Annotated in this window: 19 protein-coding genes; 10 read left to right on the top strand and 9 right to left on the bottom strand. The window is 63.8% G+C overall.

The features are described 5' to 3' along the window. Positions 1-41: 41 nt before the first annotated feature. On the bottom strand, positions 42-6,251 hold the full coding sequence (locus ACYG9Y_RS12635) for a kinesin (protein WP_460223126.1): 6,210 nt from the start codon (positions 6,249-6,251) through the stop codon (positions 42-44). 313 nt (positions 6,252-6,564) lie between these two features. Here ACYG9Y_RS12635 and ACYG9Y_RS12630 point away from each other — a divergent pair, with 313 nt between their 5' ends. From ACYG9Y_RS12630 to ACYG9Y_RS12620, 3 genes are all read left to right on the top strand, one after another. Continuing rightward, positions 6,565-6,903, top strand: a complete 339-nt coding sequence (locus ACYG9Y_RS12630; RefSeq protein ID WP_023688665.1) for an Hpt domain-containing protein — start codon at positions 6,565-6,567, stop codon at positions 6,901-6,903. A gap of 157 nt (positions 6,904-7,060) precedes the next feature. Beyond that, a complete protein-coding gene (locus tag ACYG9Y_RS12625; RefSeq protein ID WP_023673507.1) occupies positions 7,061-7,381 on the top strand; it encodes a 2Fe-2S iron-sulfur cluster-binding protein in 321 nt (106 codons plus the stop codon). Positions 7,382-7,485: 104 nt separating this feature from the next. Next, positions 7,486-8,517 carry an NAD(P)/FAD-dependent oxidoreductase gene (locus tag ACYG9Y_RS12620; protein WP_023673506.1) on the top strand — a complete coding sequence of 344 codons (1,032 nt, stop codon included), beginning with the start codon at positions 7,486-7,488 and terminating at the stop codon, positions 8,515-8,517. Between the two features lie 20 nt (positions 8,518-8,537). Here ACYG9Y_RS12620 and ACYG9Y_RS12615 read toward each other — a convergent pair whose 3' ends face one another. Together ACYG9Y_RS12615 and ACYG9Y_RS12610 are read right to left on the bottom strand one after the other, a co-directional pair. After that, a complete protein-coding gene (locus ACYG9Y_RS12615) occupies positions 8,538-10,022 on the bottom strand; it encodes an MDR family MFS transporter (RefSeq protein WP_023740001.1) in 1,485 nt (494 codons plus the stop codon). 233 nt (positions 10,023-10,255) lie between these two features. After that, entirely contained in the window at positions 10,256-10,876 is a 621-nt protein-coding gene (locus ACYG9Y_RS12610; RefSeq protein WP_031253371.1) for a DUF922 domain-containing Zn-dependent protease, read from the bottom strand. A 148-nt stretch (positions 10,877-11,024) separates the two neighbouring features. Here ACYG9Y_RS12610 and folP point away from each other — a divergent pair, with 148 nt between their 5' ends. The 3 genes from folP to folK are packed head-to-tail and all read left to right on the top strand — an operon-like array spanning position 11,025 to position 12,749. Beyond that, positions 11,025-11,870, top strand: a complete 846-nt coding sequence (gene folP, locus ACYG9Y_RS12605; RefSeq protein ID WP_023739999.1) for a dihydropteroate synthase — start codon at positions 11,025-11,027, stop codon at positions 11,868-11,870. 17 nt (positions 11,871-11,887) lie between these two features. Next, positions 11,888-12,247 (top strand): dihydroneopterin aldolase, encoded by a 360-nt coding sequence (folB, locus tag ACYG9Y_RS12600; protein WP_023673502.1) that lies wholly within the window; start codon positions 11,888-11,890, stop codon positions 12,245-12,247. Continuing rightward, positions 12,231-12,749: a 2-amino-4-hydroxy-6-hydroxymethyldihydropteridine diphosphokinase gene (gene folK / locus ACYG9Y_RS12595; protein WP_023739998.1), complete on the top strand. Its 519-nt coding sequence runs from the start codon at positions 12,231-12,233 to the stop codon at positions 12,747-12,749. Before folB ends, folK begins: the two co-directional genes overlap by 17 nt. On the opposite strand, the gene ACYG9Y_RS12590 is transcribed toward folK, so the two are convergent. Further along, a complete protein-coding gene (locus tag ACYG9Y_RS12590; RefSeq protein WP_031204189.1) occupies positions 12,746-13,294 on the bottom strand; it encodes a DUF924 family protein in 549 nt (182 codons plus the stop codon). The genes folK and ACYG9Y_RS12590 overlap by 4 nt on opposite strands. Then, entirely contained in the window at positions 13,294-15,141 is a 1,848-nt protein-coding gene (locus ACYG9Y_RS12585) for a monovalent cation:proton antiporter-2 (CPA2) family protein (RefSeq protein WP_023739997.1), read from the bottom strand. The genes ACYG9Y_RS12590 and ACYG9Y_RS12585 overlap by 1 nt, the downstream gene beginning before the upstream one ends. A gap of 160 nt (positions 15,142-15,301) precedes the next feature. On the opposite strand from ACYG9Y_RS12585, the gene ACYG9Y_RS12580 reads away from it, so the two are divergent. The 3 genes from ACYG9Y_RS12580 (at position 15,302) to ACYG9Y_RS12570 (ending at position 18,009) form a co-directional block, all read left to right on the top strand. Further along, on the top strand, positions 15,302-16,291 hold the full coding sequence (locus tag ACYG9Y_RS12580; protein ID WP_023673498.1) for an AraC family transcriptional regulator: 990 nt from the start codon (positions 15,302-15,304) through the stop codon (positions 16,289-16,291). 59 nt (positions 16,292-16,350) lie between these two features. Continuing rightward, entirely contained in the window at positions 16,351-17,559 is a 1,209-nt protein-coding gene (locus tag ACYG9Y_RS12575; RefSeq protein ID WP_023739996.1) for an MFS transporter, read from the top strand. A 183-nt stretch (positions 17,560-17,742) separates the two neighbouring features. Continuing rightward, entirely contained in the window at positions 17,743-18,009 is a 267-nt protein-coding gene (locus tag ACYG9Y_RS12570) for a hypothetical protein (RefSeq protein WP_023688654.1), read from the top strand. Between the two features lie 338 nt (positions 18,010-18,347). On the opposite strand, the gene ACYG9Y_RS12565 is transcribed toward ACYG9Y_RS12570, so the two are convergent. From ACYG9Y_RS12565 to ACYG9Y_RS12550, 4 genes are all read right to left on the bottom strand, one after another. Beyond that, positions 18,348-18,896 carry a hypothetical protein gene (locus ACYG9Y_RS12565; protein WP_023673495.1) on the bottom strand — a complete coding sequence of 183 codons (549 nt, stop codon included), beginning with the start codon at positions 18,894-18,896 and terminating at the stop codon, positions 18,348-18,350. Positions 18,897-18,978: 82 nt separating this feature from the next. After that, a complete protein-coding gene (locus tag ACYG9Y_RS12560; protein ID WP_023685990.1) occupies positions 18,979-20,043 on the bottom strand; it encodes a YcjF family protein in 1,065 nt (354 codons plus the stop codon). Continuing rightward, positions 20,040-21,518, bottom strand: a complete 1,479-nt coding sequence (locus ACYG9Y_RS12555) for a YcjX family GTP-binding protein (protein WP_460223125.1) — start codon at positions 21,516-21,518, stop codon at positions 20,040-20,042. Before ACYG9Y_RS12555 ends, ACYG9Y_RS12560 begins: the two co-directional genes overlap by 4 nt. Positions 21,519-21,604: 86 nt before the next feature. Further along, positions 21,605-22,108, bottom strand: a complete 504-nt coding sequence (locus tag ACYG9Y_RS12550; protein WP_023739994.1) for a SixA phosphatase family protein — start codon at positions 22,106-22,108, stop codon at positions 21,605-21,607. Between the two features lie 255 nt (positions 22,109-22,363). Between ACYG9Y_RS12550 and dksA the strand changes: the two genes are divergently transcribed. Then, the gene (gene dksA / locus ACYG9Y_RS12545) at positions 22,364-22,780 is read left to right on the top strand and encodes an RNA polymerase-binding protein DksA (protein ID WP_023673491.1); all 417 of its coding nucleotides are present in this window, start codon (positions 22,364-22,366) and stop codon (positions 22,778-22,780) included. Positions 22,781-22,871: the final 91 nt, after the last annotated feature.

The following is a 22,871-nucleotide window of genomic DNA, read 5'->3' as shown; positions in this document are numbered from 1 at the left end:
GGGAACTTCCCGCCTTTTCTGTGTCTGTGGTGTCGCCTCAATCAGTGCAAACGGCCGCTCGCATGGGCCAGCATGGTGTAGACCTTGCCGGTGTCCGACGTCAGGTAGGTCTGCGCCATGATGTTGTCGCGGTCGTTGCGCGAGACGTCCTTGAGCAGCTTCTCGAAATCGTCGCAGTAGCGGTCGACAGCGGCGCGGAACTCCGCCTCTGCCTGATATTTGCGGCGGATTTCGTCAAAGGTCTGCTGGCCCTTGAGCGTGTAGAGGCGGCGCGTGAACACGTCACGCTCGCCGCGCCGGTAGCGGTTCCACAGCTCGATCGAGGCGTCGTGGTCGATCGCCCGGGCGATATCGACCGAGAGCGAGTTGAGCGACTCCATGACATGCAGCGGCGAGCGCTGGGCGGGAGTTGCGCGCGGTGCTTCCGCGGGCGCTGCCGGCCTGGCGACTTCCTCCTCGCGCGATGCCCCGGTCAGGAGATCGCGCACCCACCCGCCTTGCGGCGTGCGGGCGTTGGCGTCGCGCTGGCGCGGTGCTTCGGCAGGGCGTTCGATATCGAGCGTGCCACGCAGGCCGCCGAGCGGCGCCTGCGGAGCAGGGCGCTCCGGCTGTGGCGCCGGCGGCGGGCGGCGTACCGGCTCGGCCGGGCGCTGCACTGGCGCCTGCGGCGCCGGGCGCAGGGCGCGCGGTTCGGCATTGTCGCCGCCGCGTCCCGATTTCGCAACGATGTCCGAAAGTTCCTTGAGCGCGTTGATCTGCTCGGCAACGGCACGGCGGATCGCCGAGGTCAATTCCTTGGCCTCTTCCGGCATCTCGATGACGCCCTTCTTGAGCTCGGCGCGGGTGAGGTCGAGCTCGCTCTTGATCGAGCTTGCGGTGCGCCGCATCTCCTCGGTCGCATCGGCGAACCGGCTGGTTGCCGAATCGACCACTTCCGTTATGGCGATGCGGATCTTGTCGGCTGATGCCAGCGTCTTGCCTTCGGCATTCTGCATCGTCTGGCCGACAAGGTTTTCGAACGAACGCATCACCTTCTCGAGGTCTTCCGACTTCTTGACCAGGCCGACGGCGAGATCTTCGAGCGACGATTGCCGCTCAAGCGTGTGCTCCAGATTGCTCTGCGCCGAGCTCAACAGATCCGAAGCCGAGGACAGCAAGCGGCTGTGCTCGTCGAACTTGGTGGCGATCGAGGCCACTTCGCGCAGGGTCGACGACGACAGTTCGGTAAGCCGCGTCGTGTTCGAATCGACCAGGCGTGCCGAGCTGGCGAAGGTCTGCGCGGCCTTTTCGGTGGTTGCCGCGAAGCTTTGCGTGCTGCCGCTCAGACGTTCGTCAACCTGGCCGAGGTTGATCGCCGCCTGTTCGATCAGCTCACCAAGCTGCGAGCTGGAGACGCTCATGCGGCCGATGAGGTCGGCGACGCTATCGGCGAGCGACGAGCGCGCGCCTTCGACGGCCGACAGCGTTTCGGCGGTGCGGCTGGCGAGCGCGTTGACGAGGGCGGCATTTTCGCTGCGCAGCTTCTCGGTCGCGCGTTCGGTGACCTCTTCCATGCTCTTTTGCAGTTCCGAGCCGCCCTGGGCGAAGCGCTCGACCAGCGGCCGCGCGGTTTCGTCCAGGATCTTCGCCATCTCGGCCGAACGCGCCGCCAGCATCGTGTTGAGCTCGCGGGTATTGGTGCCGATTGTCTTGGCAGCGTCGTTGGTGCTTTGGCCGATGTGCTGGCCGACCGCGGTAAAAGTCTCCGCAATCGTGTTGGCGCGCGAGATCAGCTGAGCTTCTGCGCTGGAAACCTGCTCGTTGAGCTTCTGGCCCATCGTCTCCGTCGTATAAAGAAGGCGGTTCTCGACGTTGGCGACCTGTTCCTCGACGCGCGAAGCTGCGGACGCAACGCTCGCGGCCAGCCGCTCATCGGCGCCGGCAAGAGCCTGCTCCATCTCGCGGGCGTGGACGGCAAGTTCCTGGCCGGTCTGGCGTGCACGTTCGGCAACACGCTGCTCGGTGCTGGCGAAGGCGCCGACGATGTTGTCGGCATGCTCGCCGATCGTCGAAGTGGAGTCGGCGATGCGCGACACCAGGCGGTGATCGGCCTCGTCGAAGATGCGGCTGATCTCGGTGGCGCGGGCTGACAGCGCGTCCGAACCCTCGGCGATGCGCGAGATCAGCTGTTGGTCGGCGGCGTCGAAGATGCGGCCAAGGTCCGAGGCGCGGGCGGCCAGCGCTTCGGCGGATTCGCCGATGCGCATGCTCAGCCGCTGGTCGGCACCCTCGAAGTTACGCAGGATGTCGCCGGCGCGGTCGGCCAGCGACTGCGCCGTCTCGACCGCGCGGGCGACCAGCTTCTGGTCGGCGGCGTCGAACGTGCCGGCGATCTCGCCGGCGCGGGCAGCCAGCCGTCCGGCCGTTTCTTCGGCGCGGGCGAGCAGCGAGTTCGACGTCTCGTCATGCCGGGCAAGCAGCACGCTCGTCGTGTCTTCGGCGCGAGCAAGCAAGGCATTCGTCGTATCCTCGGCGCGAGCAAGCAGGGCGCTCGATGTGTCCTCGGCACGGGCGTGCAGACGGCGATCCGCGTCCTCGAAGGTCCGGGCGATGTCCTCGGCCCGGGCCAAAAGGGCGGCCGAGGTCTGCTCGGCACGCTCGGCGATCTTGCGGTCGGCATCACTGAAGGCAGCACCGGCCTGTTCGTGCAGCGCGCTGGTGACTTCCATCACCTTCTCACGGAGCGCGCCGGCAACGAAGACGGCGCTCTTTTCAAGCACGCTGCGGACATTGTCGACACCCACCGACAACGCGCGCTCCATGGTTCCGGCGCGCTCTTCGATGATGCCGGTCTGCTTGCTGAAGGCCTGCTCGATCTTCTCGACATCGGCAGCGATTGCCGCTGAGATATCGGTGCTTCTGCCGGCAATCTGGTCGATATGGCCCGACAGCGAGCGGTCGACATCCTTGCGTATGTCGGCGAGCTTTGCCAGATCGTCTTCCAGCGCCTGGGTCAACATGTTGCGGCCTTCGGCCAGCTTGCCGACATGGCCGGCGATGATGTCGTCAACCTCACCGCGGCTTGCCGACAGCTTCTGCAGGTCGGCTTCCAGCGCACGCTTCAAGATGTCTCGGCCCTCGGCCAGCTTCTCGACCTGGCCCGCGACCAGTCCGTCGATGCTCGACCGGCTCTCGGCCAGCTTGGCGAGGTCGTCCTCGAGAGCCTTCGACAGCGTCGCGCGATCCCTGACGAGCTTGTCGCTGTGACCCTCGATCAGGCTGTTGACATTTTCCAAATCCGCTTCCAGCACCCGTGCGAACTCGCCACGGTTTTCGCTCAGCTTCTGCGACTGGTCGGCAATGGCGCTCCTGATCGCATTGAGATCGGCTTCGAGCGCCCGTGTGAGGATGTCGCGGCCCTCGGCAAGCTTCTCGACCTGCCCGGCGACCAGCCCATCGATGTTGGAGCGGCTCTCCGCCAGCTTGGCGATGTCGTCTTCCAATGCCTTTGAGAGCGCCGAACGGTCCTGGACGAGCCTGTTTTGATGATCGGCCATGATGCCGCTGACATTGTGCAAATCGTCCTGAAGCGCCTGGGATAGCGTCGAACGATCCTGGACAAGCCGGCTCGAGTGGTCGGTGATCAGGCTGTTAACATTCTGAAGGTCATCCTTAAGCGCCTGGGATAGCGTCGAACGATCCTGGACAAGCCGGTTCGAGTGGTCGGCGATCAGGCTGTTCACATTCTGCAGGTCGGCCTCCAGTGCCCTGGAAAGCTGACCGCGCTCTTCCGCCACCTTGTCGGAATGACCCGCGATGGCACCCTTGATGGTGTTGAGGTCGGCTTCGAGCGCGCGCTTGAGGATATCGCGCCCCTCGGCCAGCTTCTCGACCTGGCCGGCGACCAGCCCGTCGATGCTCGACCGGCTCTCGGCGAGCTTGGCGAGGTCGGCCTCGAGCGTCTGTGACAACAGGCCACGATCGTCGGCAAGCCGGCTCGAATGGTCGGAGAGCAGGCCTCTGATGCCGGACAGGTCGTTCTCCAGCGCCTTGCTGAGTTCGGTTCGGTCCTCGGCCAGTTTCGCCGAGTGGTTCTCGATCACGCCCTTGATGCCGATAATGTCGTTTTCGAGCGCCTTGGTCAGGATGGCGCGGCCTTCGGCGATCTTTTCAACCTGGCCGGCGACCAGCCCGTCAATCGAGGCGCGGCTGTCGGCGAGCTTGCCGAGATCGGCTTCCAGGGCGCGCGACAGAATGTTGCGGCCTTCGGCCAGCTTACCGACATGCCCGGCGACCATTTCGTCAATGATCGTACGGGCTTGCACAAGTTTTCCGGAGTCTTCATGCAAAGCCTGGTTGAGCCGGTTGCGGCCTTCTTCAAGCCGCTCGAGATGGCTGCCCAGCGACGCGTCGATGGCGGCGCGCGACTCGTTGACCTTGCGCAGATCCTCTTCCAGGGCGCGCGAGATCAGGTTGCGGCCTTCGGCCAGCTTCTGCACCTGGTTCGTTACGGCCGCATCGATGCCGGCGCGGCCCTCGGCGAACTTCGCCAGGTCCGCCTGCATGGCAGCCGCCATGCGTTCGCGGCTTTCGGACAGCTTGCGGCTGTGGTTTTCGACGGCGTCCTCGATGCCGACACGGGCATCGGCAAGACGCTGGATGTCGGTGTCGAATGAGCGCGACACGACATGGCGGGCGGCTTCCATCCGGCCGGCGAAATCGCTGGCGCGGGCTTCGAGCATCGACGAGGTCGACGAGACGATGTCGGCCATGTCGGCGCCGATCTGGGTCTTGCCCTGATCGATCATGGCCGACAAATGATCCTTGCTCTCGGCAAAGGTGTGGGCGATCTCGCGGGCGCGCTCGACCAGCGTTTCGTTGATCTGGCGGGCGCGCGCCTCGAGCGCGGCGTTGAGCTTCTGCGTGCCGGTATCGAGTGCTTCGGCGCGGGTCTGAAATTCGCTGATCAGCGCCTGGCCGCGCTCGGCCAGCGTCCGCTCGATGCCGTTCAGGCTGGACTCGAATTCCGAGCTCAGGGTGCGGGCGGCGCCGCCGAGCAGCGACACCATACCGGTGGTGCGGTCGTCGAGCAGGTCGGTCAGCGACCGGGTCAGGCCGTCTGTGGTGTCCGTCAGCTTGGCGATGCGGGTGTCGAGCAGCGAAGCAAAGGCTTCGCCCGACGTCGACAGCCTGTCGGTGATTGAATCCAGCCGGGTTTCGACGGAATCGAAGATCGACATCGAGCTTTCATTGATGCGGTCGATCAGTGTGTCGCCGGAATTCGTGATCGTCATCGACAGCTTGGTCGACGCGTTGAGGATAGAGTCGCGAATAATGTCGGAGGCGGCGCCGATCTCGTCCTTCAGCGTTTCATGCGCGCCGGTGATCGAGGCGCGCACGCGCTCGGCATGAGTGACGACGGCTTCGCGCTCGCTGCCCAGCCCGTCGACCAGCGACCGGATGCGCGATTCATTCTCCGAATAGGAGCGTTCGATCTGGTTGACCTCGCTGTGGACCAGAGTTTCGAGCTCGACGGCGCGCGCCAGCGTGCGCTCAATGCCTTCGCCCATCGCCGCCACTTCACGGCGAACGGCCTGGCCGATCATCATCACGCGGTCTTGGGCGAGGTTTTCCGGCTCCGCCAAGCGGAAAGCCACCTCCGTCATCGATTGCGCGGCAATGCGCATTTCCTGCGCGCGGCGGATCATCGCCGCGAAGGCCCAAAACAGGACGACCGGTATGATTGCCGCGATCGCTAGGCCGATCAGTTCAGGGCGGGCCAGGATTTGATCGAACGTACGAATTTTCCAGATGCTGGGGCCAAACAGCAGATTGGCGAGGCCGCCGGCGCCGGCGATCCAGGCCAGCGACACGAACGCCACGACCCAATAGATCGTGCTAGACGCGCGCCGGTTGAGGCTGTGTAGCAGCGTCTTGTAATCTTTCTGGCGGTCATCGTTTGCCGGCTTGAAGCCGGCTGGCTGCGCGCTGTTGCGCGATTCGACCGGGCGCAACTCGGCGGGCTTGGCTGCCGGCTTCGCACTCTGGTTTTGTTGGACGGGCGCGTTTTGAGCGGGGGCGGGCTTCTGGGGGCGGCCTTCGCGCGCCAGTTCGTCGGCGGCCTGCGATATCTGCGCTTCCAGATCTTCCATCGACGCCGCGATATCGAGATCGCCGCTGCCGTCTCCGCTGAGATCGAGGTCTAGTGCCTTTTCGAGTTCCCTGGCTACGTCGCTGTCGAGAGTTCTGGTCGTCGTTGGTTTCTTCGCCATGCCTTCGCTACCCTGTACTAGCTGCCGAGGGACTTCTTATTTTTGCCTGATTCTGGCTCGTCTTATCCCACGCAGGAGGCTGAAAATGGACCTTCGTATCGTAATGACACACAGGGGTAAAGAAAACATGCATTCCGCGAGATACGTAAAACTTTAAATATAAGGTTAACGACAACGTGATCTAACCGCCTCAACGGCAACAATTTTCCAGCCCATTCATTAACGCGTTGGCGACGGAAATCGCCTAGTTTTTTCGGCGATCGGCACAAGGAGTTTCAAATTGGTACGCGGTGAAAGCGGCATTGCCTTCTCAATGCCGGGCGGCGATGCGTCGGGACCGGCCCGTTCGCGCCCAGTGGATCTGGCCCACCTGGCCCGTCAGACTATGGGGGATCGCGCCCTCGAACAGGAGGTATTGGCGCTGTTCGTACAGCAGGCGCTTTCCGTCCGCGACAGAATAGTCGATGCCGATGTCAGGGAGCGACTGCTTCTGGCGCATGGGCTGAAAGGTTCGGCGCGCGGGGTCGGCGCCTTTGCCATCGCCGACTGCGCCACCTCGATCGAACAGCAGCCGGAAGATGCGCGCATCCTCAAGCGCCTCGGCACCCTGATCGAGGAAGTGCGCGATTTCATCGCCGCCATCAGCCGGTAATGGCTGCCGCTCGGCAGCGGCCACCGGGATGAATTGACGGGGCCAGGGCGTGCTTTGGCCAGCTTTCCGAAAAAACGTCACAAAGCGGCGCTTTCGCGCCGCAGTTGACTTGTCCGGTGGAGTGATTATCTCGGCTGGGACTCCCTTCAGGTGACAAATGACCAAGCTGACCTTCATTGCCCATGACGGCACTCCTTTCGATGTCGAGGCCGAAAACGGCTCGACCGTCATGGAGAATGCGATCCGTAGCGCGGTGCCGGGCATCGAGGCAGAATGCGGCGGCGCCTGCGCCTGCGCGACCTGCCATGTCTATGTCGACGAAGCCTGGACGGCCGAGGTCGGCGAGCCGGAGGCGATGGAAGAGGACATGCTGGACTTTGCCTATGACGTCCAGCCGAACTCGCGCCTGTCCTGCCAGATCAAGGTGCGCGACGCGCTTGACGGCCTCGTCGTGCGCGTGCCGGCTCGCCAGGGTTGATCTCCCGTACCATCTGATTTTTCCCGCCGCCGCTTGGCAGCGGGCCAATGCTCATGCAGTCTCGCGCCAGTTTCGCCCCAGTTTGACAATGAGGCTCGCCTGGCATGACCGATGTAATCAAGACGGACGCACTCATTGTCGGGGCGGGGCCGGTCGGCCTGTTCGCCGTGTTCGAACTCGGCCTCTTCGACATGAAGTGCCATCTGATCGATATCCTCGACCGGCCCGGCGGCCAATGCGCCGAACTCTATCCGGAAAAGCCGATCTACGACATTCCAGGCTGGCCCTCGATCTCGGCGCAAGGGCTGGTCGACAGACTGCTGGAGCAGATTCACCCGTTCAAGCCGGATTTTACCTTCAACCGCATGGTCTCCAGCCTGGAAAAGCTGGACGACGGCTCATTTCGGGTCACCACCGACGAGAACGAGGTGTTCGAAGCCAAGGTGGTGGTGATCGCCGCCGGTGGCGGCTCGTTCCAGCCCAAACGGCCGCCCATTCCCGGCATCGAGGCCTATGAGGGCAGGAGCGTCTTCTATTCGGTGCGCCGTATGGAGGAATTCCGCGGCCACGACCTCGTCATCGTCGGCGGCGGCGATTCCGCACTCGACTGGACGCTGAACCTGCAGCCGGTGGCAAAAAGCGTGACACTGGTCCACCGGCGCGCGGAATTCAGGGCGGCGCCCGACAGCGTCAACAAGATGTATGCCATGCAGGAGATGAAGCAGCTGGAGTTCCGGGTCGGCCAGGTGAGCGGCCTGACCGGCGCCGACGGCGAGCTGGCCTCTGCTACCATCAAGGGCGGGCCTGACGGCGACATCGAGGTGCCGTGCACGCGCATGCTGCCGTTCTTCGGCCTGACCATGAAGCTCGGCCCGATCGCCGAATGGGGGCTCAACCTTCATGAGAACCTCATCCCGGTCGATACCGAGAAATTCCAGACTTCGGTGCCAGGCATCTTTGCCGTCGGCGACATCAACTGGTACCCAGGCAAGCTGAAGCTGATCCTGTCGGGTTTTCACGAGGTGGCGCTGATGGCGCAGGCCGCCAAGCGCATCATCAGCCCCGGTGAGCGCATCGTCTTCCAGTACACGACGTCGTCGACCAGCCTGCAGAAGAAGCTCGGCGTCGTGGAGTAGGTCCTACAGGGCTTTCCGAATCACTCCACCAGAACGACTGGCGCCTCGGCGTCGTCGCGGCCGCGCAGTGACTTCTCCGGCATCAGCGCCAGCGTCATCAGCGCCAGCACGAGCGTGACGGCCGCGGCAAGGAAGATCATCATGAAGGGCGTCGCCGAGACGATCTGTCCGGCAGCCGGCGCGCCTTCGCCGGCAAGCGGCAGGCCATAGCCGAGCGCGACCGCGCCGAGCATGGCGACGCCGAGCGCGCTGCCCAGCGAACGCAGGAAGGTCAGCACGCCGGTGGCAACGCCGAGATGCGCGCGGTCGACGGCGTTCTGCACCGATACGGTGGCGACCGGGAAGGTGGTGCCGCTTCCAAGGCCGATGCAGATGGTCAAGAGCTCGACCACCAGCAGCGAGGCGCGGCCGGCGACCAGGCTGAGCACGCCAAGACAGATAATGGCGAAGAGAACGCCGACCATGGCGATACGCTTGTAGTGGAAGAAGCGCGGTATCGTGCGGCCGCTGAAGGTCGCGCCGGCGACCGTTCCGAGCAGCAGGCCGAGCATGGCAAGGCCCGACTGGCTGACCGACAGGCCGATGATCGACTGCAGATAGACCGGCAGGTACACCGACAGGCCGATATTGGCGGCCTGCAGCAGGAACATCGACGCCGTGCCGGCAAGCACGATCGGATTGCTCAGCACTTCAAGCGAAATCAGCGGCTCGGCCGCACGCATCAGCCTGAGCGCGAACGCACCCCAGAAGACCGCCGAACAGGCGAGCAGGCCGACGATCTCGCGGGAGACCCATGGATAGGCGCTGCCGCCCCAGTTGAGGGCCAAAAGCAGCAATGCCGTCGCCACCACCAGAAGCAGCGCGCCCGGCGCGTCGATGCGATGCCGCTTTGCGGCGACCGGCAGTTTGCGCAGCGGCTTGTTGATGATGGCCATGGCCAAGATGCCGAGCGGGATATTGATCCAGAAGATCAGCGACCAATGCAGATGTTCGGCAAATCCGCCGCCGAGCAAAGGCCCGGCGATGCTGGCGACAGCCCAGGTGCCCGAAATCCAGGCGGCATAACGCGCGCGTTCACGCGGCGGCACGAGGTCGCCGATGACGATCTGCGCCAGGGCGAACAGGCCGCCGCCGCCCGCACCCTGGATCGCCCGGCCGACAACCAACACGAACATGTTGGGGGCCATGGCGCTGACCAGCGATCCCAGAAGGAAGATCAGGATCGCCGCATAGACGGTCGGCCGGCGGCCATAGACGTCGGAAATCTTGCCGTAGAGCGGCGCCATGGCGGTCGCCGTCAGGAGATAGCCGGTCACGATCCACGGCAGGTAGTCGGCATGGCCGAGCGAACGGCCGATGGTCGGCATGGCCGGCGCGACGATTGACTGGTCGAGCGCCGCCAGCAGCATCGACAAAAGGATGCCGGCGATGATGACGTTCTTCTCGCTTTCCGTCAGCGGCGCGGCGGGAGGCAGCCTAGCCGGCTTGTCGACAGCTTGGTCCATGTCAGTTCATCCATAAAGTTTGAGAGCGATTGCGCGGCGCCAAATGGCCGCTCCGCTACGCGCCGCCTCAATTGGTCTTGATCTGGTGTTTCGAAGGTCGCGCCTTGCCAGCCTGACATATCTTGCGAGCCTGACATATGTCGTCCCGTATAGGCCGATTTCGACCTATGCCCGAAAATTTTCTGGGGCTGGCCTCATGTTTCGGCAGAATTGGCTTGGTATCAGTCCGTGTTTCAGCCGGGCGGAAGCTGGCCGTTCTCGACGCGCTGCATGCGGTAGCGCAGCAGCCGTAGGATGCGGCTTTCGAAATTCACGCCTTCCACGCGGTCGAAGCGCAATTGGTCCTGGTCATGCCTGGCGAGTTCGGCCGCGGTGATCTGCGCCGCCTTCGCCTTTGCCCCGGCGCAGGTCTTTTGCGCAAAGCTCGCGTTCAGCGCGTCTTCGAGCAGACGGCCGTGGTTCTTGGCGATCTCGACATGACGCTCCTCATGGCGCTTGATGTCGGCCGACAGCGTGTCCCAGAACAGCCTGACATCGGGATCGGCCTTGCGCGGCCCGCGCCACTCCGGAAGGATGACCTTGACCTTGACGGTAACGGCGGCCTTGGCGATGCGGCAGGTGTCAGCGGTTTGCGCGTAGCTGATGCGGGTGGTGAACGCCATCTGGGTGGCGCCTGGATGCCGCATCCCGGTGCTTTTCACCTCGGGTCCATGCTTCGACAATTGCGTCTCGATGTCATCGAGCGTGCTGCCGCCGATGGCAAAATAGCTGTAAGTCTTCACCAGATTGGCAGCATTCGCCGGCAGGACGGTCAAAGCCAGCATCAGGGCGCAGAGCAGGGGTCGTTTCATCATGTTGCCTCTTCACTCACCTTGCTTTACGGCCGTTGCCGGCGCAACGGAATTGATCTTCCACCGATCACGCATCGTTGATGGATTGCAAGCGCTCGATGAGCCACATGCCAATGAGCCACATGCCAATGAGACACATGGTTGAAGGACAATGACGACAAGGCGATGGCAACTGGCGCATAAGTGCCATCTCGACCTTGGCGAGAAAGCCATTGTGGTCGGCATTCTCAACGTCACGCCGGACAGTTTTTCGGATGGCGGACTGTTCATCACGCCTGACCAGGCGGTGGCGCAGGCGCACCGCATGGTGGAAGAAGGCGCCGCCGTCGTCGATATCGGCGGGGAATCGACGCGCCCCGGCGCCTCGCCCGTGACGCCTGAAGAAGAGCAGACCCGCATCCTGCCGGTGATCGCAGCACTCGCCGGTTCAGGCGAAGCCCTGATTTCGGTCGACACCTATCGCGAGGAAACCGCGCGCCTCGCCGTCGCCGCCGGCGCGCATATCGTCAACGATGTCTGGGGCTTGCAGCGTGAACCCGGCATCGCCCGCGTCGCCGCCGAGACCGGCGCCGGACTGGTCATCATGCATACCGGGCGCGAGCGGCAAAAACTGCCCGACGTCATCGCCGACCAGTTTTTGTTCCTCAAGGCTTCGCTGGAAATCGCCAGGCGCAGCGGCGTTGCGGACGATCATATCGTACTCGATGCCGGCTTCGGCTTCGCCAAGGAGACGGCTGAGGAAAACCTCGACCTGATGGCGCGGTTTTTCGAGCTTAAGGAGCTCGGTTTTCCCTTGATGGCCGGCACCTCCAGAAAACGCTTCATCGGCACCGTCACCGGCCGCGAAGCCGGCGCGCGCGCCGCCGGGACGGCAGCCACCAGTGTCATCCTGAGGCTGAAGGGCGCCGATCTGTTTCGCGTTCACGATGTCGCAATCAACATGGACGCACTGGCCGTCGCCGATGCTATGCTGGCGCGCGAAAAGCCAGGACGCTGAGCCCAGGACACTAAGAAATGTACGTCATCCGCATGAAGAACTGCGCCTTCTTTGCCCGGCACGGCGTGCTGGATGAGGAAGAGGCGCTTGGCCAGCGTTTTTATGTCGATGCCGAGTTGACGGTCGAGCCCAGCCGCCCGCTGGAGGATGATTCCATCGAGGATACCGTCAATTACGGCATCGCCTTCACGGTGATTGAAAAGATCGTCACTGGACATCGCCGTTTCCTGATCGAGGCGCTGGCGCTCGAAGTAGCGAAGGCGCTGACTTCACGGTTTCCGCAGATCAGGAAGGCCGAGATCACCGTGCGCAAGCCCAACGCACCGGTGCCCGGCGTGCTCGATTACGTCGAGGTGACCGTTGTCTGGCCAGAGTAGCAATAACACGGTCTATCTCAGCCTTGGCGGCAATCTCGGCGATCCCTCGGCCTCGATGGCCACGGCGCTGCGCCTGCTGGACGCCGACGAGAACACGCGTGTAATCGCCGTCTCCTCGCTCTATCGCACGCCGCCCTGGGGCAAGCTCGACCAGCCGGATTTCCTCAACGCCGCTGCCGAAATCTCGACCTCGCTGGCGCCAAGGGCGCTGCTCGACCTCTGCCTCGAGGCCGAGCGCAAGCTGAAGCGGGTGCGCGAGGAGCGCTGGGGTCCGCGCCTGATCGACATCGACATATTGGTGTTCGGCGACCGCACAATCCACGAAACCGGGTTGGAAGTGCCGCATCCCAGGATGCTGGAGCGCGCCTTCGTGCTGGCGCCCCTGGCCGAGATCGCGCCGGATCTGGCGGTGGGCGGCAGGAGCGTGAGCGCGCGGCTCAGCGCCGTCGATACATCAGGCATAGAGCGACTGGCATCCGGCCGTGATTGGTGGCTGGGTTAACCGGAGAAGCCGCCGCCATCGAGAAATGCCTGTTCGTCCGCCGTCGTCTCGCGGCCAAGCATCTTGTTCCTGTGCGGAAAGCGGCCGAAACGCTCGATGATGTCGCGATGCTCGATGGCGTATTTCACATACTCCGGCGCCCTGGCGGTGGTGAGCTCGACCGATCTGTCCTGGTCGGCGGGCAGTTCCGAATGTTCGTAGGGCAGGTACAGGAAGACGCGCAGGTTTTCTTCCAGCGCAAGGTCGTGGCCGGCAGCGATCGCCTTGGCGGCAAAATACCGCGCCAGCGGATCGGTGGCGTACATATGGCCTGAGCCGCGAAAGCAGTTGCGCGGAAACTGGTCGAGCAGGATCATCAGCGCCAGCGAACCCTCGGCATGCTCCGACCATGCGTCGCACTCGCGCCGGGCGGCGGCAAAGTGCAGGTCGAGAAACCTGCTGCGGAAATTCGCGTCGAAGGCGTCGTTCTTCTCGAACCACGCGTCTTCGCCGGCCTCGCGCCAGAATTTTGTGACGGCGAGCGCGCGCTCATCCAATGCGGTCATCAGCTTTCCCCCTGATCGGCGGGCTCCGGCTTGTGCAGCACGCCGGCCGTCTCTTCGTTCAGCGCCTGGCCGGGCCGGCGCGGTTGCGTCAGCGGCGTCGGGATCGGCGTGCCGGTATTGCCCCTGAGGAAACGTTGCCCGGCGCGGACGCCTTCGGCCAGCTGCGTCTCCAGTCGGGCATTGTCGCGCCGTCGCACATCCTCGATGACATCGGCGACATCTTCCGGCTCGACGCCCAAAACCTCGAGCGCGGAACCGCTGAAGACGAGGGCCGATTCGAAGGTCTCGCGCAGTTGGAAGTCGACGCCGGCGCGGATGAGCGAGAGCGCGGTGCCGCGATCGTACGCGCGTGCCAGGACGGTCAGCAGCGGGAACTCCGCCTTGATCAGTTCCGCCATGCGCACGGCGGCGTCCGGCTTGTCGACGCAGATCAGCACGGCGCGCGCGCGGCCTGCACCTGCGGCGCGCAGAATGTCGAGCCGCGTGCCGTCGCCATAATAGACCTTGAAGCCGAAATCGGCGGCCGCCTGGATCATTTCGACATCATTGTCGATGATCGACACATCGATGCCGCGCAACAAAAGCGGCTGGCTGGCGATCTGGCCGAAACGGCCGAAGCCGATGACCAGCACACTGCCGGTAAGGCCGTCGGCGATGTCGACGCCTTCAAGCGACTGCTCGTCGCGCGGCGTCACATATTTGAGCGCAATGATGGCCAGCGGCGTCAGCACCATGGAGATGATGATGATCGCGGTCAGCGTTGCGTTGGCCCGGCTGTCGATGATGCCAACCGCCGCTGCGGCCGAATAGAGGACGAAGGCGAATTCGCCGCCTTGCGCCATGATCACGGCGCGTTCCAGCGCTTCACGATGACCGCTCTTCAGCAAGCGGGCGACGAGGTAGATGCCGAGCGCATTCATCGCCATGTAGGCGACGACATAGACGGCGATCAGCCGCCAGTTGTCGGCCACCACATGCAGGTCGAGCGACATGCCGACGGCGAGGAAGAAAAGGCCAAGCAGGATGCCGCGGAATGGCTCGACGTCGGCCTCCAGCTGGTGGCGGAAGGTCGATTCCGACAACAGCACGCCGGCGAGGAAGGCGCCCATCGCCATCGAGAGGCCGGAAAGCTGCATAACCAGCGCCGACCCCAGCACGACCAGAAGGGCTGCCGCCGTCATGACTTCGCGCGCCTTGGCGTCGGCCAGGATGCGGAAGAACGGGTTGAGCAGATAGCGGCCGGCCACCACCAGCCCGACGATGGCGCCAAGACCGATGCCGATTTCGGTCAGCCTTTGCTGCAGGGTCATCTCGCTGCCGCCGGGCGCCAGGAAGGCGACCAGCGCCAGAAGCGGCACGATTGCCAGATCCTCGAGCAGCAGGATGGACACGATGCGCTGGCCCTTGGGGCTGGCCATCTCGCCACGCTCTTCCAGAAGCTGCATGACGATCGCCGTCGAGGTCAGGACAAAGCCGGCGCCGGCAACAAAGGATTGCGCGATCGGAAAGCCGCCGGCGAGACCAACACCGGTGAGCAGCAAGGCGCAGACGCCGACCTGCAGCGCGCCGAGGCCGAAAATCTCGCGGCGCAGGCCCCATAGCCGCGACGGCTGCATCTCCAGCCCGATGATGAACAGGAACATGACCACGCCGAGTTCGGCGACATGCAGGATGGCTTCCGATTCGGAAAAAATGCCAATACCGAACGGGCCGATGACCACGCCCGCGGCGAGATAGCCGAGGATCGAGCCCAGCCCCATGCGTTTGAAGATCGGAACGGCGACGACGCCTGCGGCAAGCAGCGCCACCACCTGAATGAGATCGCTGCCCGATGCTTCCGCTGCCATGCCTCTTGTCCCTGTGTCCGACAGCACTCCTTGCATGCACTGGGAGCGGGAGGCAAGGGCGGGAAGCCTGCCAGGATGGGTAGGGTGCCGCGGCAGCGATTCCCCGGTGGAACAACAGTCTGCGCTTGCCTGTCGGACGGCGGGTATCTATATCTGGCAAATGCCTGATTATTCGTCCCGGCCGTCGCCGCTGCCACATATCCCAATGGATGCGCTCAGCGAAGTTCTGCAAGACTTTCGCTTGAGTGGCGTCAACTATGGCCGCTGCGAACTCCGGCACCCATGGAGCATAGACTTTCCGCAACAACAACTGCTTCGTTTTCACTTTGTCGGCCAGGGTCCATGCTGGATTCACACCGAAGCGCAAGGCTGGCAGGAGTTGCGCGATGGCGATCTGGTGCTGCTGCCGCAAGGCATCGCCCATCGGCTGGCGAGTGCGCCGGACGTGGTGGGCGACTCGCTCGAGGGCTGCCAGGTGATCAAGTTGGGCGGCAACGTTTGCGAAGTGATACGGCAGGGAACGGGCGCGACAAGCACCCTTTTCTGCGGCTCCATGTCTCTCGGCTCCTATGCGCTCAATCCGTTGATCACGTTGATGCCGCCTCTCATCAAGGGTTGCGACGTGGCCGGCAATGACCCGATGGTCGGCCCTTTGCTGGCGGCCATGACGGTGGAGGCCGCGCAACCGCAGATGGGCAGCGCCACCATCCTGTCGCGTATGGCGGATTTGCTGACAGCCAGGCTCATCCGGTGCTGGGTCAATTGCAACGGCGCATCGACCACCGGTTGGCTCGCAGCCATCCGCGACCCCCATATAGGCCGCGCTCTGGCGGCCATGCACCGCGACCCCGGCCACAACTGGACGCTGGGAAGCCTCGCCGGCGTGGCAGGCCAATCGCGTTCGATTTTCGCCGAGCGCTTCAGCGCGGTATTGGGGGAGGGTGCCGCACATTATCTCGCCCGCCTGCGAATGCAGCTTGCCCGCGAATTGCTGGGCCAAAACGGCTTGTCGGTTGCCGAAGTCGCTACCCGTTTGGGCTATGATTCCGAGGCGTCCTTCGCCCGCGCGTTCAAGCGCATCACCAATGTCTCGCCAGGCGTTGTGCGTCGCACAATTCCCGGACGAATGGATATGAATTTCGGATTTTAAGGTACATAACATCCGGGCGGACTCGCCTATCTAAGATCTCCAACTGTGGAGATCTTTCCGTGACTGACACAACATTACAGCTTGAAGACGCCGCAATCGGCCTTGATGCCGATGCACCAGCCGCGTGGAGCGCGGCCACATGGTTTGCGGTCCTATCATTGGCGGCCACCAGCTTTGCCCTGGTGTCAGCCGAGTTCTTGCCGGCAGGTCTGTTGACGCCGATGGCGCGCGATCTCGGCATCAGCGAGGGAACTGCCGGACAGGTCGTCACCGCCACCGCTTCCGTTGGCGCCGTGACGGCCATGTTGAGCAATGTTCTCATCGGCCGATTGAACCGCAAGGCGGTGCTGGTTGGCCTCATGGCCCTGGCGGTCGGTTCCAATATTCTTGCGGCGCTGGCGCCCAATTTCTGGCTGCTGTTGCTGGGCCGGGCCGGGTTGGGGATCGCTCTCAGCGCTTTCTGGGCACTTTCGGTTGCCGTCGTGTCGAGGCTGGTCGGCGCCAATGCGACAGGTCGAGGCATGGCGATCGTCACCCTCGGCGTCTCGCTCGCCACCATTGCCGCGCCGTCGATGGGTGCGTTGATCAGCGACTGGCTGGGATGGCGCAGCGCGATGGCCATGACGGCGGGGCTGGCCGCGCTTGCCATGCTGCTGCAGTTTCTCAGCCTGCCGACCTTGCCTGCAACGGCAAGCAACAGCCTTGCGGACGTCTTTCGGCTGACGCGGCGGCGTGGCATCCAACTCGGCATGCTAGCCATTGTTCTGCTGATGACCGGGCATTTTGCCGGCTCGGTCTATGTGCGCCCCTTCCTCGAACAGGTGACGCTCCTCACAACCGGACCGATTGCCCTGGCGCTGCTCGGGTTCGGCATCGCCGCTGTGATCGGCAATATTGCCGGTGGTCGCCTGGCCGACACCAACATCCACATGGCTCTCGCAGTAACCGCCGCGTTGATGGCGTTTGCGGCACTCGCTTTGGTGCTTTGGGGCGCGCAAACCGGCGTTGCCTTCGGCTTTGTTACGCTGTGGGGCTTCGCCTTCGGCATGGCGCCGGTGGTGCTGCCAACCAATATGTCCCGCGCGGCGCCTGATGCGCTGGAAGCAGCAGGCAGCCTGATGGTCACTTCCTTCCAGGTTGCCATCACCGTCGGTGCGGTTGTCGGCGGTTATGTCGTGGACACCTATGGCGCTACGGGGCCTTTGACCCTTACCGCCGTCCTTGCCGCGGCGACGGCCGCACTGGCGCTGCTGCAGCCTCGTGGCTGAAACCTTGCTTCGTCTGACACGGGCGGCCTCAATCAGGCCGTCCGCGCCGTTGCAGCAGCGCTGCACAGGTTTATGCGCCGCACACGTTGCGTTTTGCCGCAATCGGCGGCTATGGGACGCCAGGCTTCGGCCGTTGGAAGGCAGCGACGATCAAGTTCTGCCTTCGTGAGGAGAATGACTGACATGAAGAAGTTTTTGCTCGTCGGCGTGGGTGTCGCCATGCTTGCCGCATCGGCCTGTTCGAAGGCGCCTGAATGCACGCAGGAGATTGCCGCCAAGAAGGCGCAGGAGATGACCGCCGCGCTGCAGGAGGCGATCACCAAGGATCCGTCCAAGGCCGCCGACCTAACCGCCAAGGTGCAGGCTGTGACGACCAAATATCAGGGCGCCACCACGCCGGCCGACGCCTGCAAGGCCTATGACGAGCTGACGGCCGCCATCAAGGGCTGATTCTTCGTTCGGAAATTGAGAAAGGCGGTGGCTCGAGTAGCCGCCGCCTTTTTTGCTGGCGTTCTTAAAGCGCATCGCGCTGACACGAAGGACGGCCGGCACGCACAGGACCCTGACACGTTGGCCTTGCTGTGGCTTGGGCCGTCGGAGACGCTGACATCGTCGGTTGCGCGCCACATGTCCGATCGCGGCAGAAAGGTGCCGCACCGAGCGGCCCGTGCTTGAGGAGCGCCAACCTGGCCGCAAGGTGGCCTGTCATTTCCCGACATCGAGCTGAGCGGAACAGCTATCGCGCAGTGCAACCCCGTTCCGCGCATTTTGGGGGAACCGCTTGAGAGTCAGTTTTTGGCGATGGAGCCAACTTCGACGGCATCGACGCGCTTGAGGCTCATACCGATGACCGGCACCAGCTGCTGGTCGACGCGCACGGCGATAGTCACCGTCATCGAATTGTCGTCGGGAATGCGGGCCTGCATGACGCCGCGCAATTGGTTGCGGTTGATGGTGAAGACGACTTTGCGGGCATCGACCACATTGCCGCCGATGATGTCCAGGCCCGACCCCGCGGCGCCGCCCATGAAATTGCCCTTGTAGTCGCGGCCCTTGCGCTCGACGGTCGCCGACATTTTCTGGGTGAAGACACCGACGCGGCAGTCGCCATCGAGCGTCATGCCGGTCTTGTTGTCCGGCGTCGAGCCGTCGAAGCTGCAGGTGAACTTCGTGCCCTTGTATTTGCCGGCGATGATTTCGCCCGGGCCGACCCATTTGCCTTCAACGGTGCGGAAGAACTGCTTGTCGGGCTCGGCTGCAAAGGCTTTCCCGGTCGGGCCCAGAGGTGCTGCAAGCGCGACCAGGGGCAGGACGCAGGACAAGATTACGCTTTTCATAGACGACACCCGGCAACAAGGAGGCTGTTGTTGGACGACCATGAACAAGATTGGTTAATGCTTGGTGACCGCGAGAGGGCGTTCACTTGCTTGAGGCGGGTGCTTCATTCTCTTTTTTGGCCGCAAACGAGGTCAGCGCCGACAGGAAATCGCCCATACCCGGCCGCCTGCCGGCAATGAAGGGCAGGGGCCGCGCCGTCTCCATGGCAGCAATGCCAATACGCGCCGTCATCATGCCGTTTACCACGCCTTCGCCGAGTTTCGCCGACAGTCGGGCGGCAAGCCCATGGCCGACGATCTGCTGGACGAAGCTGTCGCCGACGGCGATCGAGCCGGTCACCGCCAGATGGGCAAGAACGCTGCGCGCCAGCCGGAAAAAGCCCAGCGTGCCCGGCCTGCCGCCGTAGAGTTCGGACAAGCGGCGGATCAGGCGCCCGGCCTCGAACACGACATAGGCAACGTCTACGAGTGCGCGGGGGCTGACGGCGGTGACCAGCGACACGCGTTTGGCTGCTTCGAGGATCATCACCTTGGCTCTCGCATCGAGCGGCCCGAGAATCTCGGCCTCGGCCAGTCGCACCAGATTGCCGCCGTCGATGATCTCGCCGCGCAATTCGGCCAGGGAGCGCCTGCCGGCCGCGGTTTCGGGTTTCGCAGCGACAAAGGCCGAAAGCTCTTCGACGACGGCCCTTGCAGCCTTCGGATCGTCGCGCGCCACGGCATCGAGCGCCCGCTTTTGCAGTTTTTCGACCTCGGCCAGCCGGGCAATAGCCAGGAATTCCCGCACCAGCACGACCGCGAGCGCCAACACGACAATTGCGGCCATTGCCGCTGCCAGCCAACCCAGCCACTCTGCGCGCTCGAACAGGTCGCGGATGAGCTGGTCGGTCCACAGGCCGACGGCGAGCGAAACCAGCACGCCGGCCGCGCCGAAAAACAGGCTGGAAAACAGCGAGCGCCTGCGCGGTGCGGTCGCCGGCGGCGGTTCGGCGGCGACAATGTCGGGTTCGTCGAAGACATCGATCTCGGCCGGCACGACGACGGCGCGCGGCTTGCGCGGCGGCTCGGCATGGGGGCGGCGCGTTTCCTGCTTCGGTCCGGCCTCCGGCTCGATGCGGAAAGCTGCCGGTCTGCGGGGCGCGGTCATGCCAGATGGTCTCCGATCAGGAACTGCAAGGCGCGGTCGAGCCTGATATGCGGCAGCGACAGCGTGACGCCTTCGGCGGTGCGTTCGAGCTTTGGCGGGCGAAAGCGCACGAAACGGATCGCCGGATCGTCGCTGCTCTGCCGATGGTCAGATTCGGAAACGTCGAAAACCTCATCAATTTTTTCCGGCAAGTCCCCCGGAAATATCGCGGTTTCGGTTTTGCCATCGAAGGTTTCGTCGTTGATCTTCTCGCCTTTCAGCGGCGTGCCGATGATCACCGGCAGGGTGTCGCGGCCTTGCTTGACCGTGCCTTCGCGCGTCGCGCGCACCGCCGCCATGGCGACCACGTCGACATCGGCACCGGTGAAATTTGCCCGCGCCACGGCGCGGTCGGCAAGCCGCCGCACGATTGCCTGCAGCCGGTCATGGCTTTCGTGATGCAAATGGTCGGCCTTGGTCGCGGCAACCAGGATGCGGTCGATGCGGCGTGAAAACAGGTCGGTGAGGAAATTGCCTCGGCCAGGACGGAAACAGGAGAGGATTTCGGTCACCGCGCGTTCCAGGTCGGCCATCGCGCCAGGGCCGGCGTTCAGCGCCTGCATGGCGTCGATCACCACGATCTGGCGGTCGAGGCGGGTGATGTGTTCGCGGAAGAACGGTTTCACCACATGCGTCTTGTAGGCCTCGTAGCGGCGCTCCATCATCGCTTGCAGCGAGCCGGAGCGCGGCCGTTTCTCACCCTTGAGCAGCAAGGGCGCGAAGGTCAGCGCCGGCGATCCCTCGAGGTCGCCAGGCATCAGGAAACGGCCGGGCGGCAAGGTCGAAAGCGCCCGCTGGTCGAGCTTGCAGGCCTTGAGGTAGGCGGCAAAGCTCTCGGCGAGGCGTCGCGCCGTCATCTCGTCGGCATCGGCATTGGGGTCGATGGTCGCCGACAGCGTCCGCCAGTCCTGCGACACGTCGGCCCGCACCGGCAGCATCGCCATCTCGAACGCCTCGCGCGAAAAATCGGCGAAGGATTTGCCGAGCAGCGGCAGGTCGAGCAGCCATTCGCCGGGGTAGTCGACGATGTCGACCGACAATCGGCCGCTGGAAAACATCCGGTTCCAACCGGAGGCAAACTCATATTCGATGGTGAGCCTGAGTTCCGAAATGGCGCGCGTCGAGTCCGGCCAGATGCGGTCGTTGACCAGGGCGGAGATATGGTCCTCGTACTGAAAACGCGGCACGGCATCGTCCGGCTGTTCCTCGAGGAAGGCGCGAGCGATCCGTCCCGACTTCTGCGCCTCGAACAGCGGCAGGCGCCCGCCATGGATGAGATTGTGGACGAGAGCCGAGATGAACACCGTCTTGCCGGCCCGGGACAGGCCGGTGACGCCCAGCCGAAGCGACGGCGAAAAAAGCCCGCTCGCACGCCCCGACAGCGTATCCAGGGCAATTCTCGCTTCGTCGGTGAAAGTGGTCAGCGATGATGCCAAAATCTGTTCTCTCAGGCGTGCTCCTGCGCCCGATATAGGCTTTGCGGTTCAAGTTTGAAATGGCGCCCGGTCTCGGCCGGCTCGGCTCAGAGATCGACGGGCGTCAGGAAGGCTTCGAGGTAGCCGGCGCCTTGCGAGGCTTCCGCAAGGTTGCCGCTGAAGCGCACGACCGCAAGGCCGGAGGTCGGGAAACCATGGTTCATGATGGCCCGAGCAGCCTCGTCGCCGTCGCCCGAGACCGCCATGGCAAGGTCTTCCGTCATCGGATTGTGGCCGATGACGAGCAGCGAGCCCGGCCCGCCATTGCTGCGGATGATGGCGAGGTAGCCGGCGGCATCCTCGGTGTAGAGCGTGTCGAAGAACAGCACCCGGCCGGTATCGGTGTGGGCGGCGATGCCTTCCAGCGTCTGGCGCGCCCGCTTGGCGTTGGAGCATAGCGTGATATCGGGGATGTAGTTGCGGGCACGCATCGCCGTCCCCATCATTTCGGCATCGGCAATGCCGGATGCGTCGAGCGGGCGATCGAAGTCGCGCACGCCGGGCAGGGCCCAGCCAGCCTTCGCATGCCTCAACAGATACAGTCTGCTCACCGGACCCCCAATGGTGTGCTGCCCACCAATGACACAACTGGATTAGCCACGAGAAAGGCCTGAGGCACAATGGGCCGCGCCGCCCAAGCGCAACGAATCATGTGCGAATTCGCCCGCGCCCTTGCTATGGAAGGCTTTGCTACGGATCGCCCGCGCGGGCATTAACAATTGCGTGAAACGCGCGCGGATTACGCTTGTGCAGCCTTCTCTGCGCGAATATATAGGCGCCAAATTTGGGGTTGTTGGGTGAGTCGAATGAACGATATCGTTACAGCCAATTACGTACCCTCCGAAGACGAGCCGTTCATGAACGAACGGCAGAAATCCTACTTTCGCCTGAAGCTCGTCACCTGGAAGACCGACATACTGCGCGAAGCGCGCGAAACCCTCGAAATCCTGCAGCAGGAAAACGCCAACCATCCCGATCTCGCCGATCGCGCTTCCTCGGAAACCGACCGCGCCATCGAGCTTCGGGCCCGCGACCGCCAGCGCAAGCTCATTTCAAAGATCGATTCGGCGCTGCAGCGCATCGATGAAGGCACATACGGCTATTGCGAGGAAACCGGCGAGCCGATCGCGCTGAAGCGGCTGGATGCGCGTCCGATCGCGACCTTGTCGATCGAAGCGCAGGAGCGCCACGAACGCCGCGAGAAGGTCTATCGCGACGATTGAGCCGCTGCCGTCAGGCAGGACTGTTTCATCAGAAATGGCCGGGTTTCCCGGCCATTTCTGTTTTTGGCCGAAGGGTTTAGTCCGCCCCCAA

This window comes from Mesorhizobium sp. W050, from assembly GCF_054719535.1.
Note: the sequence above shows the minus strand (reverse complement) of the source record. Positions and strands in the feature narration are given on the sequence as shown.